Below are 17,228 nucleotides of genomic sequence, written 5' to 3'. Positions count from 1 at the left end.
GCGCGGGAGAGGGGCCGGGGGAGAGGGCCGGCGCCCCCGCAGGCGACACGCGCCAAATCACCGCTGCCCGGCCCGAGGCCCGAGACCCGACCAACAGGAGAACCAGAGATGAACGCCAACGAACACCAACTCACCAAGGCAGCTCGCGCGATGCCGAAGGCGCGGCACGCATGAACGGCGCGCAACGCTTCTCGCTCGCCGCGCTGGCGCCGCGGCCGTGGAAGAACGGCGGTGGCGTCACGCGCGAGATCGCGGCCTTTCCGCCCGGCGCCGGCATGGATGCCTTCCAGTGGCGCGTGAGCGTGGCGGACATCGGCGCCGACGGCCCGTTCTCGGCCTTCCCCGGCATCGACCGCCAGATCGCGCTGCTCGGCGGCGCGGGCGTGCGCCTGCTGGCCGACGACGGCAGCTTCGACCACCGGCTCGACAAGATCGGCGCACCGTTCGCGTTCGCCGGCGAGCGCGGCGTGCAGGCCACGCTGATCGACGGCGCCACGCGCGATTTCAACGTGATGACGCGCCGCGGCCAGTGCCGCGCCAGCGTACTGGCGCAGCGCGGCGGTTTCACGCTCGCCGCCGGCACGGATGCCGTGCTGCTGTTTGCCGTCGAAGGCGCGTGGCACGTCGGCGACCAGACTCTTGCCGCCGGCGACGGCCTGCTGTTCGCCGCCGGCGTGCCCGCCACGCCGGCGCGCGCCGCGGCCGGCCCCGCGCTCTGCCTGACCGTCACCCTCGTCATGGAGAATCCCCGATGAATCAGAATCCGGCGCAGGCCACCTCGGCCGACGGCGTCTGGCACCGCTGCCACCTGCTGCCCGATGCCGATCCCGCCAACGCCATCCGCGACGCGGCGCTGGCCGTGCAGGATGGCCGCATCGCCTGGCTCGGCCCGCTCGCCGGTTTGCCGGCGGACTACGCCGGCCTGCCGCGCCACGACGCCGGCAATGCGTGGATCACGCCCGGGCTGGTCGACTGCCACACGCACCTCGTCTACGGCGGCCAGCGCGCCGACGAATTCGCCATGCGCCTGGCCGGCGCCGGTTATGAAGAGATCGCGCGCGCCGGCGGCGGCATCGTCTCCACCGTGCGCGCCACGCGCGCGGCCGACGAAGACACGCTGTTCGCGCTTGCCGCCGCGCGCCTGGCGCCGCTGCTGGCCGAAGGCGTGACCGCCATCGAGATCAAGTCCGGCTACGGCCTCGACCTCGCCACCGAGCGCAAGCAACTGCGCGTGGCGCGCCGCCTCGGCGCGGCCTTCGGCGTCACGGTGCACACCACCTTCCTCGGCGCGCACGCGCTGCCGCCCGAATACGCCGGCCGCGCCGACGACTACATCGCGCTGGTGTGCGACACCATGCTGCCCGCGCTGGCCGGCGAAGGGCTGGTCGACGCGGTGGACGCGTTCTGCGAATCGGTCGGCTTCAGCCTCGCGCAGACCGCGCGCGTGTTCGAGGCCGCCGCGCGCCACGGCCTGCGCGTCAAGCTCCATGCCGAGCAGCTCAGCAACCTCGGCGGCAGCGTGCTGGCCGCGCGCCACCGCGCGCTGTCCGCCGACCACCTCGAGCACCTCGACGAAGCGGGCGTGGCCGCGCTGGCCGCGTCCGGCACGGTGGCGGTCCTGCTGCCCGGCGCCTATTATTTCCTGCGTGACACCAGCCTGCCGCCGCTGGCGCTGCTGCGCCGGCACGGCGTGCCGATGGCGATCGCCACCGACCACAATCCCGGTACCTCGCCGGTCACTTCGCTGCTGCTGATGATGAATATGGCTTGCACCCTGTTCCGGATGACCGTGCCGGAAGTGCTGGCCGGCGTCACCCGCCACGCCGCGCGCGCGCTCGGCGCGGCCGACCGGCACGGCCTGCTGGCGGCCGGGCGCGGCGCCGACTTCGTGCTGTGGCAGGTCGATTCCCCCGCCGAACTGGCCTACTGGTTCGGCCGCAATCCGGCCGCGGCGGTGGTGCGGCAAGGCCGCGTGTACGGGGCGGCGGGAGCGCGCGCATGAACGCCGGAACCCTGTTCGCCACCGCAGCGCTGCTGCCCGATGGCTGGGCGCGCAACGTCCTGTTCCGGTGGGATGGCGCGGGCACGCTCGTGACCGTACGGCCCGATGCCGGCGCGGTCGATGCCGCCGGCGTGCCGCATGCCGCCGGCCCGCTGCTGCCGGGCATGCCCAACCTGCATTCGCACGCGTTCCAGCGCGGCTTCGCCGGCCTGACCGAATACCGCAGCGACGGCGGCGGCGAGGCCGACTCGTTCTGGAGCTGGCGCAGGCTGATGTACCGCTTCGCGCTGCGGCTGTCGCCCGACACGCTCGAAGCCATCGCCACCCAGCTCTACGTGGAGATGCTGCGCGCCGGCTACACCAGCGTGTGCGAGTTCCACTACGTGCACCACGGCGAAGACGGCAAGCCCTACGCCGAGCCGGCCGAGATGTCGCTGCGCCTGCTGCGCGCCGCGCGCAACGCCGGCATCGGCATCACGCTGCTGCCGGTGCTGTACCAGACCGCCGGCTTTGGCGGCAAGCCCGCGCTGGCCGACCAGCGCCGCTTCCTGCACCAGACCGGCGCCATGCTCGACCTGCTCGCGCGGCTGGCGCCGCACTGCCACGGCCAGGCGCGCCTCGGCCTCGCCCCGCACTCGCTGCGCGCGGTGCCGCCGGAAAGCCTGGCCGAGGCGGTGGCCGGCCTGCACGCGATGGACGCGCTGGCGCCGGTGCACATCCACATCGCCGAGCAGCAGCGCGAGGTGGACGAATGCATCACGCTCACCGGCACGCGCCCGGTGGCGTGGCTGCTCGACCATGCCGAGGTGGACGGGCGCTGGTGCCTCGTGCATGCCACCCATATGGACTGGGACGAGCGCCGCCGCCTCGCGCACAGCGGCGCGGTGGCCGGCATCTGCCCGACCACCGAGGCCAACCTCGGCGACGGCGTGTTCGACGCCACGCCCTATCTCGCGCAGGGCGGCGTGTGGGGCATCGGCTCGGACAGCCACGCCAGCGTCAGCGTGGCGGAGGAGCTGCGGCTGTTCGAATACGGCCAGCGCCTCGGCCTGCAGCGCCGCAACGTGCTGGCCTCCGATACCCATCGCCAGGTGGCAGACCGCCTGTACCTCGACGCCGCGGCCGGCGGCGCGCGCGCTTCCGGCCGCGCCATCGGCGCGCTGGCGGTCGGGCAGCAGGCCGATTTCGCCGTGCTCGACGGTGCCCACCCGGCGCTGGCGGGCCTGTCCGGCAGCCAGGCGCTGGCCGTCCACGTGTTTGCCAACCACGGGCATGAGACACTAGCGGAAGTCCGCACCGCCGGCCGCGTGCGCGTGCAGCACGGCGTTCACCCGCTGCAGCCGCAGGCGGGCGAACGCTTCGCCGCCGCCCGCGCCAGCCTGCTGACCGACTGAATCCCGGCGCCGCCATGCGCCGCGATGCTTGACATGGCAAGCATCGGGCGCGGCGGCGCAAGGATGGCAGCGTCGCGGTGGCCGCGCGCTGCCGTCGCGTTACCACTGCATCACCGCATCACCGCATCACCACCGCGCCATCGCCGCAATACCGTGGCTACCGCCGTACCCCGTCGCAAACAGAACGATATGTCCTTCTCTACCGATACCCCCGCCTTCACGCTCCATCGCGGCACGCGCCCGCTGCTGGTGTCGATGCCGCACGTCGGCACCTACCTGCCGGCCTCCGTCTCCGGCCGCCTCACCGCCGAGGCGCGCACCGTGCCCGACACCGACTGGCACCTCGCGCGCCTCTACGATTTCGCGCGCGAGCTTGGCGCCTCCATCCTGGTGGCCACGCACTCGCGCTACGTGGTGGACCTGAACCGCCCGCCCGACAACGCCAACCTCTATCCCGGCCAGGACACCACCGGCCTGTGCCCGGTCGACACCTTCGACAAGACCCCGGTCTACGCCGACGGCAGCCTGCCCGCCGACGACGAGATCGCCGCGCGCCGCGACGCGGTCTGGCGCCCGTACCACGCCGCGCTGGCCGAGGAACTCGCGCGCCTGCGCGCCGCGCACGGCACCATCGCGCTGTGGGACGCGCACTCGATCCGCTCGGTGCTGCCGCGCTTCTTCGAGGGCAAGCTGACCGACTTCAACCTCGGCACCGCCAACGGCGCCAGTTGCGACGCGGCGCTGGCCGACCAGTTGCTGGACATCGCCAGCGCGGTGCCGGATCACACCGCGATCCTGAACGGGCGCTTCAAGGGTGGCTACATCACGCGCCAGTACGGCGCGCCGGCGCAGGGCGTGCATGCCGTGCAGCTCGAGCTGACGCAGTGCGCGTACATGAGCGAGGTCTATCCGTTCGCCTACGACGAGGCGCGGGCCACCCGCATCCAGCCCGCGTTGCGGGCGATGCTGGAGACGGTGCTGGGGTTTGTCGAAGCGCGTTGAGTCTCGCCGCCGCCCACGGTTGCCTGGCCAGGGGACCGTGCCCTGACCGGGGACGGCAGCGGGCGGCCTGCCGGCGGGCTTCGCGCCGCCGGCGGCATCCGCTCAGGCGGTCTTTGTCTTTGCCGGCCTGGCGCGCGCGGCCCGTGCCGGCTTCGCGCCGTCCCGCGGCCATGCGTCGATGCCGTCCAGCAGCAGGCGCAGCCCCTTCTCGAACGTCGTCGGCGTGTCGATGGCGGCGAAATCGTCGAGCATGAAGGCGCAGCCGGGATAGTCCCCGGCGGGGAACTGCCCGACATGGCCGCGCAGGTATTCCCGCTTCGCGCTCGGCTCCTGCTGGAAGACCTGCGCGCTGGCGACCGAGACCAGGAACAGCATCAGCAGGTGATGGGCGCTTGCCGCCTGCGTGCCGCTGAAGCCGCCGCTCTGCAGGATGCGGCCCATGCGGTCGAAGAACACCAGCCCGTAGTCCTTGCCATCCAGTAGCTGGTGCTGGAACAGCCGGTACCGGCTGGAGGTGGCGATCTGCGCGGTGATGCCCTTCCAGCGCGACTGCATCTGCTGCACTTCGCGCAGCAGCGCCTCCGCATCGGCGCGCCATTGCCCGGTGAGCGGCGGCGCGCGGTCGCAGACTTCCTTCAGCGCATAGTTGAGCATCAGGCTCAGGATGTCGTCGCGGCTTCCCAGGAAATAATGGATCAGCGAAGTCGCGACCCCGAGCTCGTTCGCCAGCCGGGCGATCGTGATCTCGGCGAACGGCTCCTTCTGCGCGAGCTGGATCACGTGCTGGACGATGGCATCGCGCGACAGCCCGCCCGGGCTTGCGCCGGTCGCGTTTCTCGGCCTGCGCCCCGGCCGGCGCGCCTGCGCCGCATTGGCCTTCTCCGACAAGATTTTCCCCGCCACTAAGTCATTCATCTTCGTTGTCAGCGCGCGCGGCGCACTGCCGGCGTCCTCTCGCGGCACGCAATTCCGCGCCAGTATAGCGTCTCTGCCTGCGCCCCATCGCCGCTGACGGCGGCCGTGCGGCCCGCGCCGGGGCGCCGCGGCCGGGCAATCGCGACAGATCGCCGGCCGCGCCCGGCAGGCCCGGCCGCGGCTCCCGGCGGCGTCCGCGCCTGATCTATTTGACTATACGTCAATTCAAAGATAGAGTAATTGGCGTTACGTCAAAAAAGGGGCGCGGCAGCACGCGGCGCACCCGGACATCAGCCACCCTCGCCATCTCATCCGAAAGGCAACCATGTCGATCCACCTTGACCAGGATGTCGCCGCGCCCCCGCCGGCAGCCGCCTTTGCCGCGCCGCCGGCCGGCGGGCTTTCCGCCCCGCATCGGGCCCTGATCGTGTTCGGCGCGGCGCTGGGCCTTTGCGCCGGCTTCGCGCCGCTCTACTTCGGCACGATCTCGGTTTTCCTCCAGCCCATCGCCCACGAGTTCGGCTGGGGCCGCGCGCAGACCTCGGCGGCGGGCGTGCTCTCGATGCTGGGGCTGGCCGCGGGCTCGATCGTGGTCGGCCAGTTGATCGACCGCTTTGGCGAGACCAGGGTCATCGGCGGCTCGGCCTCGGTGATGGCGGTCTTCATGGCGATTCAGTCGCTCTGCGGGAATTCGCCCTGGCTGTTCGCCGCGCTCAGCTTCGGCATCGGCGTGGCGGGCGCCGGCACCACGCCGCCGGGCTATCTCACGGTATTGGCAAGATGCCTGCGCGACAGGCTCGGCGTCGCGCTGGGGCTGGCGGGAATCGGCATGGGCGTCGGCACGATCTCCATGCCGGTCATCGCGCAAACGCTGATCGCGCACTACGGCTGGCGCAGCGCCTACGCCGGGCTCGCGGCCGGGGCGCTGCTGCTCGGCTGGCTGGCCTGCGCCATCATCTCGCGCGGCGCGCGCGGCCTGCGCGGGCATGCGCGGCAGCGCCGCCTGCCCGCGGGCAGCATGCCGGTGCCCGGATACACCGTGCGCGAAGCGCTTGCCGACCGGCGCCTGTGGCTGATCCTCGCCGTCACGCTGCTGGTATCGATGGCCACGCTCGGCATGTCGGTGCATTTCGTGTCGCTGCTCGTCGACGGCGGCATCACGCCGCAGCTGGCGGCGCGGGCCGTGGCGGTGAGCGGGGCGGGGGTGGTGCTGGGGCGGGTCGTCAGCGGTTATCTGATCGACCGGTTCGCGGCCAGGAAGGTGGCGGCGGCCGCGTTCTGCCTGGCCACCGCGGGCGCGGTGCTGATGGCGTCGGAGCTGTCGCGCGCGATCCAGTTCTCCGCCTTCGCCGGCCTGCTGCTCGGCTTCGCGCTCGGCGCGGAAGGCGATTTCCTGCCGTTCTTCGTCAAGAAATATTTCGGCCTCAAGTCCTTCGGGCGGATCTACGGGGTCCTCTTTTTCGTGCATGGCCTGGGCGGCATCGCCGGGCCGGTCCTGTTCGGCCTCTCGTTCGATCACTTCGCCACCTACAAGTACGCGCTGCTGTGCGCGTCCGGTGCCCTGTGCGCCGCGATGCTGCTGGTGCTGCGCCTGGGTTCCTACAGGTTTTCCTCGTAAGGGCGGACCGGCGGTCCGCGCCCGAGCGATGCATCGATCCGCAAGCGGTCATCGGAATATCGACCGAGTTTTCTGAAAGAATGGAAATGAGCACCAACCAAGAACACAGCGCAGCCAGCCTGCAAACGACCCATACCCCGGCCAGCCTCGCCGCGCAGGCGGTGGCAGCGCAGTACGCGCTGTACGACGCGCATCGCGCGCTCAACCAATGCAGTCCGGCCGACGCGCACGCGGTGAAGGCGCGCGCGGCCCTCGATGCCGCGACGCTGATGATCGCCAAGGCGAAATGGTATGCGGGCCGTTTTACCGGCAGCAATATGTATTTCGCGGCGTTCACGCAGAGCGCGCAGGACGCCGCGGAGGCCGCGCGGCATTTCGACGGCGCCGTCGAGGCGTGCCGGCGGGTGGAAGCCCTGCTCGATGGCACGGAACCGGACCCGGCCGCGCTGGCCGGAGAGGGCCTGCCGGCGATCGAGCTGTCGCGGCGCGGCACGGAGATCGAGTTCGCCGGCGACGTGCCCATCGTTCCCGCGATCTGCCCGATCGTGGTGCTGCGCGGGTCGTCGCACGAGATGGGGCGGCAATACATCCAGCAGATCATCGACATCTTCGGCAAGTGGCCCGTGGAACGGCTCGCCGCGCGCCGGTTCCGCGCGCACGAGATCGAGATCGTCAAGAACTGGCACGTCCACATGCAGGAGAACACGCCGGAGATCGGCGAGATGGTGCGCGGCTGGATCGATGCCGCCAAAGAGCACGGCATCGAACTCAACTACTGGACGGCCATTCAGCTCTGGACCGGGCACTTCGAGCCGATCTGGAGCGGCATCCGCGGCCACGGCGTGCGCGACCTCACCGCCGACAGCCTGGACGAAGGCGAAGGCCAGGCCGACTCCTCCTACCTGGGCGGCCAGAGCATGAGCTCGGCGCACGCGGACCGTTCCGTCGACCTGTGCAGCGGCGCCTGCGCCTGGGGCGAGGCAACGTCGGACGGCGCGCTGGTCTCGGGCTCGACCACCGACCACGACTGCACGTTCCAGGTGACGATCGCCGCGTTCCCCGACGACGGGCACGCGTTCATCTACACGCCGTTTTCCATCAACGGCTTCATCCCGGGCCTGGGGCAGTATTTCTTCGCCGGGCATCCGGGCATGAACAGCAAGGGCGTGGCCTACATCCACCACGGCGGCGGGCTGCACGGCATCGAGGAAACGAGCGACCGCGGCTACGGCCTGCGGCGCGGCGCGTCGGTGTTCCACAACCTGCGCTTCGCCGATACGGCCGCGGACGCGCTCGGCAACGAGATGGGATGGCCGATCGGCGACGTGGGCACCATCCTCGGTTCGGTGGGGGGCTTCTACGCGGACGGGCGCTATGCATACGTGTGCGAGGCGAGGCCGTCGAACGCCGTGGGCAGCGACCCCATCCTGCGCGAACTCTCGTTCGACGAGCAGGGCCGGTCCTACGAGTTCCTGTATGCGAACAACAATTCCATGCACCCGCGTTCCGCCGCCGGGTTCCTGGCCCCGGACCAGGGATATGCCTTCAACCCGGTCGAAGGCTGGGTCCAGAACCGGCCGGCGGACCTCGCCTATCTCGGCGACCGGCAGCTCGCGCCCGCGCTCTCGACCAAGAGCTCGCAAGGACGCAACCGCTACCTGTTCGAGTCGCTCAAGGCGGCGCATGGCCGCATCGACGTCGACGTGATGGCGCGCATCTATTCGACCAGCGCGCCCGAGCGCTACCGCGAGGACGGCCAGCGCATGTCCCACGCGGAGCGCGAGCAGGCCTGGCTTGGCGGCAGCCCGTGGCCCAGCTCGATCTGCCATCGCGTCAATGCGTTCACCGCCGTCATGCGCCCGGACGACGGCGATCAGGGCCTGTACATGGGATGTGTGGGGCCGGCCAACCGGCGCGCGCTCATGCATATTCCCGGCCACGGCTACTACTACCACGACGAAGCCAACGAGTTCTGGGAGATCCGGTTGCGCCGCACCCCCGGGGAGATGCTCGAGGACGCAAAGCTCCGCGCTTCCCAACTGCTCGACGACGCCCGGCGGCGGCTCGACGGCGCGCGCAGGGTCACGCCCGGCGTGGCCGGCTCGGCCTACCTTGCCGGACTGATCCAGCGCGCGGACAACGCCCTGCAGGAAGGCATGGAGTGCGAGTCGTCGATGAACGAGGGAGACGGCGAGGGCCAGGGCCAGGGCAACGGCGGGGACGCCGCGCGCCGGCTGTCCAGGGCGCTGCGCCGCTACACGACCTGCCAGGTCCGCGCGAAGCAGGCGATCACGGAGCTCGAACTGAGCCTGTCGATGTAATCGACCCGCCGGCGCCGCGCTCCTGGCGGCGCCGGCATCGCCGCGGCCGGGCCGGTGCCAATGCCGCGGGCAATCCCGCCTGAAAAGAGCGGCCGATGCCATGCCACGCAAGCCGCGGCGCGGCCCGGCCGATCACGTCTGCCGCCGTACCTTCGCAGCCCGTTCGCGGCTGCGATTCATTCCGTTCCGGTTCTTCCCGCGCGACCCCGCTTGCGCGCCGGTCATGAGCACAGCCAGTCCTCATGCCAGCAGTGGACACGCCTTTCTTGCAGCAGGAAATCCCCAGATTGGGGAAATAGATGTGGCATCAATATTGCATCTGGCATCGTGTAATTGACGATTGGTCAATTAGTGGTGCCAGACGGTTCTGGCTGCCGCAACGTCATCACGACTTCATCAGATCGGAGAGGTGCATATGCTTGGAAAGCGCGTCGGTTTGCTTTGTGTTGCCACGGTAGTGTCCTGCGGTTCCGCCAGTTCATGGGCGGAGGCCGACTCGATGGTCGATATTCAGCGCCTGGTCCTGCAGGGGGTGGGCCCGGGCGCGCTGGGCGTCATGCCGGGCAGGAGCATGCTGTCGCTGTACGGCACCGTCGACGTCGGGCTGGACTACACGCACGGGCCCAGCGGCAACATGAAGCGGGTGGAGAGCAACAACGCCTGGACCTCGAAGTTCGGCATCTACGGGCAGGAGAGCCTCGGCCGCGGGCTGACGGCGTTCTTCCGCCTGGAGAGCGGTTTCAACCCGGATTCCGGCACGCAGCAGAGCAAGACCTCCTTCTTCAACCGGGGCTCGTTCGTCGGGCTGTCGAGCACCGACTGGGGCACCGTCTCGCTCGGCAAGCAGCTCAGCGGCGCCTCGTCGCTGGCGATCGGCGCCGACCCGTTCCTGGCCACCGGGCACCAGTCCATCTACTCGTACCTGGCCGCCTTCAGCGACCTGGGCTACGGCTCGAGCCTCGACATCAACCGCATCAACAACTCGATCAGCTACACCACGCCGCTGCTGTGGGAGCACGTCGGCATCAACGCGTTCTACGCGCTGAAGGGAAACCAGGACGTCGGCCCGAGGACGCACAACCAGTCGCTGTCGATCTACTATGCGAGCCAGGAAAACTTCATGTCGGCGTCCTACTCCCAGAACTGGTGCGACCCGAGCCCGGCGGCAACGTCGCAATGCAGCCACGACGCCACCCGGGAGCCGTCGATCCGCACCGACAACGTCCTGCTCAACGTCTCGCACGATTTCGGCTTCCTGACCGGCACGGCGGTGCTGTCGTGGATCAACCCGAGGAATACCGGCGGCGCCAATGCCATGCTCTACTTCGCCGGGGTGCAGAAGAAGATCGGGGCGCACCTGCTGCGCGTCACGGCGGGGTTCCGCGACACCACGCAAAAGGCGAACCATGCCTGGGGCATGACGTTCGGCGACGACTATTTCCTGTCGAAGAGAACCTCGCTCTACGCCCGCTTCGGTTTCATCAGGAACAGCTCGGCCTCGGCCCTGACCTACAACTACGAGCCGGAGAACGGCTTTCCGCTGCCCAAGCCGGGCGGCTCGGTGCACAGCCTCACCGTCGGCATCGCGCACCATTTCTGAGCGGGCGCATGGCGGCCCGGTCCGCGCGCGGCAATTCCTACAGCAGCGAATCGGCCAGCCGGCAGAGGTTCTGCCAGGTGCGCCGGCGCAGCGGCCGCCGCTGCCAGGCGGCGCGGTCGACCTGCGCGCTGTCGCGGAAGTAGCGCGCCTGGATCTCGCGCATGCGCGCCACCACCGCGTGGTCGTAGATGACCAGCGCGGCCTCCGCGTTGAGCGCGAACGAGCGGATGTCCATGTTGGTCGATCCCACCATCGCCACTTCGTCGTCGATGGTCACGTGCTTGGCGTGCAGGAAGGCCGGCTTGTACAGGTGGATGTGCACGCCCGCGTCGAGCAGCACGCCGAAATAGGCTTCCTGCGCGGCCTGCGTGAAGCGCTGGTCGATCCGCCGCGACAGCACCAGGTGCACGGCCACGCCGCGGTAGCAGGCCAGTTGCAGCGCCTGCAGGAAGGCTTCGTCGGGAACGAAGTAGGGCGTGGTGATGACCACCCGCGCGCGTGCGCGGTGGATCATGCTGACCAGCGCCATCTGCGCGTTCTGCGTGCCGTAGCCGGGGCCGCTGGGCAGCATCTGCGCGGTGTGCGCGCCGGCGGCTTGCGGCGGCGGGAAGTTCCCGGCGACGAAGCCGCCACGTTCGGTCTGCGCGGCCTGCCCGGCCTCGCCGGTCTCGCCGGTTTCCAGGTAGCGGTCGGCCAGGAACACCGCCTGCAGCTGCGTCACCACCGGGCCGGTCACGCGCGCCACCAGTTCCTCGTTGGGCAGGCCGGGCGTGGATTCGGCGTCGATCACGTTCTGCGAGCCGATGTAGCCGATGCTGCCGTCCACCACCAGGATCTTGCGGTGGTTGCGCAGGTCGAAGCGCGCGCTCTTGCCCTTGAGCACGGCCGAGAGCGAGCGCATCGGCAGCGCCTGCACCACTTCCACGCCGCCGTGGCGCAGCGTTTGCGCGAACGCGCGCCATCCGGCGCGGGCACCCAGCGCATCCACCAGCAGGCGGCATTGCACGCCGCGCGCGGCGGCGCGCAGTAGCGCGTCGGTGAACGCGCGCGCGGTGGCGTCGGCCGCGTAGATGTAGACCAGCAGGTGGACCTGGCGCGCGGCGCCGTCGATGTCGGCGATCATGCGCGCGACCACCGCGCCGTAGTCGTCCATCAATTCCACGGCGTTGCCGCGCATTGGCCAGTACGAGCCGAGCCGCTCGATCAGCCCGGCGGCGTCGGCGGACACGCCGGCGGGCAGCGGCTGCACTGGCGCGAAGCGCTCGAGCGGGCCGCGCACGCGCTCGATGCCCTGGTTGATGCGCGCGAGCTTGAGGCGGCGCGACTTCGGATAGTAGATGCGGCCGAACAGCGCGTACAGCAGCAGGCCCAGCCACGGCAGGAAGAAGATCAGCAGCAGCCAGGTGCGCGCCGCCGCCGGCGCGCGGCGCTGCGGCACGTAGACCAGCATGACCAGCCGGATCAGCCATTCGGCCAGCGTGAACAGCCACGGCCATCCAGAGGACAGGCCGGCCGCCACCACGTCCGGCAGCGCGGCCAGCCAGGCGGCGGGCACGGTCGGGGAGAGCAGGGCGGGCAGGGAGGAAGGCGGTGGCAAGGATGGCGGCATGCGGCTCGGAGCGCCCGGCGGGCGACGTTCGGCGGAGCGCCAACCATACCAGAGCCGCGCGGCGGCGGGATGCGGACATTTCCGCCGTGCCGCCGCCGCTGGTGTCTCCGTCGCTGCCGGGCCGGCGCCGTCAGGCCGCGCCGAGCAGCCCGCGCTGCGCGAGGTTGCGGTACAGCGCGCGCACGCCGAAGGTCCACGGCGCGATCTCGGTGCACAGCCCCACCGTGTTGACCAGCGCGCCGAGCGCGGGCGCCGAGATGGTCACGACGTCGCCGAGGTGATGGGTGAAGCCGGCGCCCGGCGCGTCGCGGTCCTTGATCGGCGAGAACATGGTGCCGAGGAACAGCATGAAGCCGTCCGGGTACTGGTGGTGCGCGCCGCAGGTCTGGGCGACGAGGTCGGCCGGGTCGCGGCTGATCTCGCTCATGTGGCTGACGCCTTCGAGCACGAAGCCGTCGCCGGCGCCCTCGACGCGCAGCGACACGCTTTCCCGGCGCACCGAGTCGAGCGTGAAGCGCGCGTCGAACAGCCGCACGAACGGGCCGATCGCGCATGAGCCGTTGTTGTCCTTGCACTTGCCGAGCAGCAGCGCGGAGCGGCCTTCGATGTCGCGCAGGTTGACGTCGTTGCCGAGCGTGGCGCCGACCACCCTGCCGGCGCTGCTGACCGCCAGCACGATCTCCGGCTCGGGGTTGTTCCACACCGAGGCCGGATGCAGGCCGATGTCGGCGCCGAAGCCGACCGCCGACATCGGCTGCGATTTCGAGAACACCTCGGCGTCGGGGCCGATGCCGACTTCCATGTACTGCGACCACGCGCCGCGCCGCTCGAGCTCCGCCTTGAGCCGCTGCGCGGCCTCGGAGCCGGGCTCGATCTGCGACAGGTCGGTGCCGATCAGCGCGGTGATGGTCTCGCGCACGTCCTTGGCGCGGGCCGGATCGCCGCCGGCCTGCTCCTCGATCACGCGCTCGATCAGGCTCACGGCGAAGGTCACGCCGCACGCCTTGATGGCCTGCACGTCGCACGGCGCGAGCAGGCGCACCGGCGCGCCGGCGTCGCCCGCCAGCGCCGGGGCCAGCAGCGCCTGCACGCTGCCGAGCGCCTCGCCGGGCGCGTGGCGGGCGAGCTCCAGCGCGTCGGCGCGCTCGAACAGGTCGGCGGTGGTCGGCACGGTGGCCGTGATGTCGAAGACGTGGCCGTCGCGCACGGCGACCACGCAGGGGCCTTCATGGTCGCCGGCGCGGCGCCACACGCGCCCGACCAGCAGCGCTTGTTCGAGATCGGCCGGCAGGCAGGCGGAGGGAGAGAGGGTTCGCATGGGTTGGCGGGAGAGTCGGTTGTCGGGGGCGCGTGCGTTCAGTGCGCGTTCAGTGCGAGTGGCGCGGCTCGCCGCGTTCCTCGATCACCTTCAGGTACAGCGTGGCCGGTTCCAGGCAGCCGCCGGTGGACAACTGGCCCACCAGCTTGCGGTACAGCTCCTGCCACGGCGTCTGCGACGGCGGCGCGGTGAAGCTGGCGTGCTCGCGGCGGCGCGCCAGCTCGTCCTCGGGCACCAGCAGGTTGACGCTGCGCGCGTTGAGGTCCACGCGGATGCGGTCGTCGGTGCGCAGCAGCGCCAGGCCGCCGCCCACCGCCGCCTCGGGCGACATGTTGAGGATCGACGGGCTGGCCGAGGTGCCGCTCTGGCGGCCATCGCCCAGGCACGGCAGCGAGGTGATGCCGCGCTTGACCATCTCGTCGGGCGGCGCCATGTTGACGACCTCCGAGCTGCCCGGGTAGCCCACCGTGCCGCAGCCGCGGATCACCAGGATGCAGCGCTCGTCGATCTCCAGCGCCGGATCGTTGATGCGCGCGTGATAGTCCTCCGGCCCCTCGAACACGATCGCGCGCGCCTCGAAGGTGTTCTCCGCGCCGGGCTCGCTCAGATAGGTCTGGCGGAAGGCGTCGCCCACCACCGACATCTTCATGATGGCGCTGTCGAAGAAATTGCCCGACAGCACGATGAAGCCGGCGCCGTGCTTGAGCGGGTCCCCGGCAGTGCGGATCACGTCGCGGTCGGCGTCCGGCGCGGCGTTGGCGATGTCGCCGATCAGGCGGCCCGACACCGTCAGGCACTCGCGGCGCAGCAGCCCGGCCGCGTCGATCTGGCGCAGCACGGCCGGCACGCCGCCGGCGCGGTGGAAGCTCTCGCCGAGGTATTCGCCGGCCGGCATGCAGTTCACCAGCAGCGGCACCTGCTCGCCCACGCGCTGCCAGTCATCCAGGCTCAGCGCGAGGCCCATGTGGCGCGCGATCGCGATCAAGTGCGGCGGGCAGTTGCTGGACGCGCCCAGCGCCGACGCCACCACGATGGCGTTCTCGAACGCCGCGCGCGTCATGATGCGCGACGGCCGCACGTCCTCGCGCACCAGGTCGACGATGCGCTTGCCGGTGGCGTAGGCCATCTGCCCGCGCTCGCGGTAGGCCGCGGGGATGCTGGCGCAGCCCGGCAGCGACATGCCGAGCGCCTCGGCCAGGCTGTTCATCGACAGCGCGGTGCCCATCGTGTTGCAGTGGCCGATCGACGGCGACGAGGCCGTGGTCAGTTCCATGAAGCCTTCGTAGTCGATCTCGCCCGCGGCCAGCAGGTTGCGCGCGTGCCAGATCACAGTGCCCGAGCCGACCCGCTTGCCCTGGTGCCAGCCGTCGAGCATCGGCCCGCCCGACAGCACGATGGCCGGAAGGTCGACCGTGGCCGCGGCCATCAGGCACGCGGGCGTGGTCTTGTCGCAGCCGGTGGTCAGCACCACGCCGTCGAGCGGAAAGCCGTGCAGGATCTCCACCAGCCCGAGATAGGCGAGATTGCGGTCCAGCGCGGCGGTGGGGCGGCGGCTCTGCTCGGCCAGCGGATGCACCGGGAATTCCATCGGGATGCCGCCGGCGTCGCGGATGCCGGCCTTGGTGCGCTGCGCCAGCTCGATGTGGTGGCGGTTGCACGGCGCGAGGTCGCTGCCGGTCTGCGCGATGCCGATGATGGGCCGGCCCGATTGCAGCTCTTCGCGGGTCAAGCCGTAGTTCATGAAGCGCTCGACGTACAGCGCGGTCATGTCCGCGTGGGAAGGGTCGTCGAACCAGTTCTGGCTGCGCAGCCGGCGCGGCGTGGATTGGGACATCTTGCTTGTCTCCGTGAGGATCTGTTTGTGGTGCGTACCGGTGCCGGCGCGGCGGCGCGCATCGCTTCGCGCGCGCTGGCCAGGCCGGGCAGGCGGTGCTCCGCGCGTTTAAGTTACCGGTAACAATTTCGGATGTTAGCACGCATGCGCGGACCTGCACAGCGGTGCCCGGGCCGTGTGGCGAAGCGGGCGGATGGTGTTGCCGCAGGGGTGTCTAGGCGCTTTCGCGGGCCAGCACGGCGTAGTCGATCTTCACGCTCTTGGGCGGCGCCTTGGCCGCGCCGGCGCCTTCGCGCGCGTCCAGCGCGGCCAGCAGCGCCTCGCCGGTGCGCAGGCCGATGCCATACGCGTCGACCGAGATGGTGGTGATGCCGGGATGGCAGCAGGCGGCCACCTCGAAGTTGCCGAAGCCCGCCACGGCGATGTCGCCGGGCACCGACAGGCCGCGGCGCAGGCATTCCATGACGGCGCCGAACGCGGACATGTCGCTCACGCACATGACGGCGTCGGTGTCGGGCCATTGCGCCAGCAGCGCGGCGATGGCCGGCGCGCCGTGGCTCATGGTGATGGGGGATTCGCCCAGGCGGATGATGCGCGGCTCGCCCAGCCCGAGCGCCTTGATCTCGGCCTGGTAGCCCTTCATGCGGTCCAGCCCGCGCCGGTCCAACTCGCTGGCGCCGCCGAGAAAGCCGATGCGCCGGTAGCCGCGCCCGGCGAGGTAGCGCACCATCGCGCGCGCGGCCTTCACGTTGGAGAAGCCCACCGCGGTGTCGATCGGCGTGGTCGGCAGGTCCCACATTTCCACCACGGGGATGTTCGAGCGCTGCAGCAGCGCGCGCGTGGTCTCGGTGTGCTGCGAGCCGGTCAGCGCCACGCAGCGCGGCTGGTGGCGCAGCATGGAGCGCACCAGCCGTTCCTCGCGCTCGAGGTGGTAGTCGGTGTCGCCGATCAGCAGTTGCAGCCCGTGCGGCTCCAGCGCGTCGCTCAGGCCGCGCACGGTGTCGGAGAAGTTCGAGCTCGACAGCGAAGGCACCAGCACCGCGACGAACTCCGAGCGCCCCGAGGACAGCGCGCCGGCCGCCGCGTCGGCCACGTAGCCGAGCTCGTCGATGGCCTGCTGCACGCGCTCGCGCGTGGCCGGCGCCACGCTGTGCCCCGCCAGCACGCGGGAGACCGTCATCTTGGACACGCCGGCCAGCCGGGCGACATCCGACATGCGGGGCGGTCCGGACTGGCGCGTCGCGGTGCTGCGGGTGGCGGGGGGAGTGGCCATCGGTCGGCGCTGTGAGGGAGTGGAAGGTGCGCATATGATACCGGGCACATCGGCGCGGTCCCCGGCGCGCGCTTGCGGGGGACCGCTGCTAAGGGAATACCCTTGTTGCGGCGGGCTTGAAGCCGCGATTGTCTCTGTGCTATTTTTCGTTACCGGTATCAGGACGTTTGTTGGGAGACTATTCCGCACCGAAATGTTACCGGTAACAAATGGAATGGCCGGCATCGCCGCGGGCTTCCTGCCTCACCCTGCGCTTCGCGCCGCGGCTGGTGCCCGATCGATGTCCTGACCGACCCGCGGCGAACGGATTCGCCGCCTGAACCTCTTCCGGCCCGCCGCGAA

At 70.7% G+C, this 17,228-nt stretch carries 12 protein-coding genes; 7 read left to right on the top strand and 5 right to left on the bottom strand.

The window, feature by feature from the left end:
* Window positions 1-170 precede the first annotated feature (170 nt).
* The 4 genes from ACWTPI_RS16230 to hutG all read left to right on the top strand — a co-directional run bounded on the left by ACWTPI_RS16230 (window position 171) and on the right by hutG (window position 4,398).
* Window positions 171-755, top strand: a complete 585-nt coding sequence (locus tag ACWTPI_RS16230) for a HutD/Ves family protein (RefSeq protein ID WP_454732166.1) — start codon at window positions 171-173, stop codon at window positions 753-755.
* Window positions 752-2,002 (top strand): imidazolonepropionase, encoded by a 1,251-nt coding sequence (hutI, locus tag ACWTPI_RS16225; protein ID WP_454732165.1) that lies wholly within the window; start codon window positions 752-754, stop codon window positions 2,000-2,002. Before ACWTPI_RS16230 ends, hutI begins: the two co-directional genes overlap by 4 nt.
* A complete protein-coding gene (locus ACWTPI_RS16220) occupies window positions 1,999-3,396 on the top strand; it encodes a formimidoylglutamate deiminase (RefSeq protein WP_454732164.1) in 1,398 nt (465 codons plus the stop codon). The genes hutI and ACWTPI_RS16220 overlap by 4 nt, the downstream gene beginning before the upstream one ends.
* A gap of 189 nt (window positions 3,397-3,585) precedes the next feature.
* Window positions 3,586-4,398, top strand: coding sequence for an N-formylglutamate deformylase (gene hutG, locus ACWTPI_RS16215; protein WP_454732163.1), 813 nt, complete (start codon window positions 3,586-3,588; stop codon window positions 4,396-4,398).
* Window positions 4,399-4,500: 102 nt separating this feature from the next.
* On the opposite strand, the gene ACWTPI_RS16210 is transcribed toward hutG, so the two are convergent.
* On the bottom strand, window positions 4,501-5,286 hold the full coding sequence (locus tag ACWTPI_RS16210; RefSeq protein ID WP_454732162.1) for a TetR/AcrR family transcriptional regulator: 786 nt from the start codon (window positions 5,284-5,286) through the stop codon (window positions 4,501-4,503).
* Window positions 5,287-5,638: 352 nt separating this feature from the next.
* Between ACWTPI_RS16210 and ACWTPI_RS16205 the strand changes: the two genes are divergently transcribed.
* The 3 genes from ACWTPI_RS16205 to ACWTPI_RS16195 all read left to right on the top strand — a co-directional run bounded on the left by ACWTPI_RS16205 (window position 5,639) and on the right by ACWTPI_RS16195 (window position 10,852).
* Window positions 5,639-6,931: an MFS transporter gene (locus ACWTPI_RS16205; protein ID WP_454732161.1), complete on the top strand. Its 1,293-nt coding sequence runs from the start codon at window positions 5,639-5,641 to the stop codon at window positions 6,929-6,931.
* Between the two features lie 86 nt (window positions 6,932-7,017).
* Complete coding sequence (locus tag ACWTPI_RS16200; RefSeq protein ID WP_454732160.1) at window positions 7,018-9,252, top strand: hypothetical protein; 2,235 nt, start codon at window positions 7,018-7,020, stop codon at window positions 9,250-9,252.
* Between the two features lie 415 nt (window positions 9,253-9,667).
* Window positions 9,668-10,852: a porin gene (locus ACWTPI_RS16195; protein ID WP_081651339.1), complete on the top strand. Its 1,185-nt coding sequence runs from the start codon at window positions 9,668-9,670 to the stop codon at window positions 10,850-10,852.
* Between the two features lie 37 nt (window positions 10,853-10,889).
* Here ACWTPI_RS16195 and cls read toward each other — a convergent pair whose 3' ends face one another.
* From cls to ACWTPI_RS16175, 4 genes are all read right to left on the bottom strand, one after another.
* The gene (gene cls, locus ACWTPI_RS16190) at window positions 10,890-12,461 is read right to left on the bottom strand and encodes a cardiolipin synthase (protein ID WP_231586567.1); all 1,572 of its coding nucleotides are present in this window, start codon (window positions 12,459-12,461) and stop codon (window positions 10,890-10,892) included.
* 130 nt (window positions 12,462-12,591) lie between these two features.
* Entirely contained in the window at window positions 12,592-13,779 is a 1,188-nt protein-coding gene (locus tag ACWTPI_RS16185; RefSeq protein WP_454732159.1) for a fumarylacetoacetate hydrolase family protein, read from the bottom strand.
* 49 nt (window positions 13,780-13,828) lie between these two features.
* On the bottom strand, window positions 13,829-15,613 hold the full coding sequence (locus ACWTPI_RS16180) for an IlvD/Edd family dehydratase (RefSeq protein WP_454732158.1): 1,785 nt from the start codon (window positions 15,611-15,613) through the stop codon (window positions 13,829-13,831).
* Window positions 15,614-15,827: 214 nt separating this feature from the next.
* On the bottom strand, window positions 15,828-16,829 hold the full coding sequence (locus ACWTPI_RS16175; protein WP_020201680.1) for a LacI family DNA-binding transcriptional regulator: 1,002 nt from the start codon (window positions 16,827-16,829) through the stop codon (window positions 15,828-15,830).
* Window positions 16,830-17,228: the final 399 nt, after the last annotated feature.

Source organism: Cupriavidus ulmosensis (assembly GCF_977008105.1).
Note: the sequence above shows the minus strand (reverse complement) of the source record. Positions and strands in the feature narration are given on the sequence as shown.

Excerpts from the sequence above, each read along its gene's own strand:
- ACWTPI_RS16230 (WP_454732166.1), top strand. The coding sequence starts at position 171 with ATGAACGGCGCGCAACGCTTCTCGCTCGCCGCGCTGGCGCCGCGGCCG.
- hutI (WP_454732165.1), top strand. The coding sequence starts at position 752 with ATGAATCAGAATCCGGCGCAGGCCACCTCGGCCGACGGCGTCTGGCAC.
- ACWTPI_RS16220 (WP_454732164.1), top strand. The coding sequence starts at position 1,999 with ATGAACGCCGGAACCCTGTTCGCCACCGCAGCGCTGCTGCCCGATGGC.
- hutG (WP_454732163.1), top strand. The coding sequence starts at position 3,586 with ATGTCCTTCTCTACCGATACCCCCGCCTTCACGCTCCATCGCGGCACG.
- ACWTPI_RS16205 (WP_454732161.1), top strand. The coding sequence starts at position 5,639 with ATGTCGATCCACCTTGACCAGGATGTCGCCGCGCCCCCGCCGGCAGCC.
- ACWTPI_RS16200 (WP_454732160.1), top strand. The coding sequence starts at position 7,018 with ATGAGCACCAACCAAGAACACAGCGCAGCCAGCCTGCAAACGACCCAT.
- ACWTPI_RS16195 (WP_081651339.1), top strand. The coding sequence starts at position 9,668 with ATGCTTGGAAAGCGCGTCGGTTTGCTTTGTGTTGCCACGGTAGTGTCC.
- cls (WP_231586567.1), bottom strand. The coding sequence starts at position 12,461 with ATGCCGCCATCCTTGCCACCGCCTTCCTCCCTGCCCGCCCTGCTCTCC.
- ACWTPI_RS16185 (WP_454732159.1), bottom strand. The coding sequence starts at position 13,779 with ATGCGAACCCTCTCTCCCTCCGCCTGCCTGCCGGCCGATCTCGAACAA.
- ACWTPI_RS16180 (WP_454732158.1), bottom strand. The coding sequence starts at position 15,613 with ATGTCCCAATCCACGCCGCGCCGGCTGCGCAGCCAGAACTGGTTCGAC.
- ACWTPI_RS16175 (WP_020201680.1), bottom strand. The coding sequence starts at position 16,829 with ATGTCGGATGTCGCCCGGCTGGCCGGCGTGTCCAAGATGACGGTCTCC.